Genomic DNA, 264 nt, shown 5'->3' on the forward strand with positions numbered 1-264 from the left:
TCCGCCGCTCGTCACCTCAGGAGCAAGCTCCCTTGTGTTACCGCTCGACTTGCATGTGTTAGGCCTGCCGCCAGCGTTCAATCTGAGCCATGATCAAACTCTTCAATTAAAGTTCTTTTGAAAACACCACTCTTACAAGTAAGAACGAAGCTTTCGGCTCAATGAATTCTGATTTCATTTAAAAGACTCGGAAGAATCAATTAAATGTTTGTACATATTACTATGAACATTCATCGTTGCATTGAGTTGTAATTTTTTGATTGC

1 rRNA gene is annotated in these 264 nt (G+C 40.5%); it reads right to left on the reverse strand.

The window, feature by feature from the left end:
* Positions 1 to 109: ribosomal RNA gene (locus H5125_RS21935) — 16S ribosomal RNA — on the reverse strand; the annotation flags it as partial.
* Between the last annotated feature and the right edge of the window lie 155 nt (positions 110 to 264).

Origin of the sequence: Shewanella sp. SR44-4 (genome assembly GCF_014163715.1) — a bacterium.
In the GTDB taxonomy this organism is placed as follows: Bacteria; Pseudomonadota; Gammaproteobacteria; order Enterobacterales; family Shewanellaceae; genus Shewanella.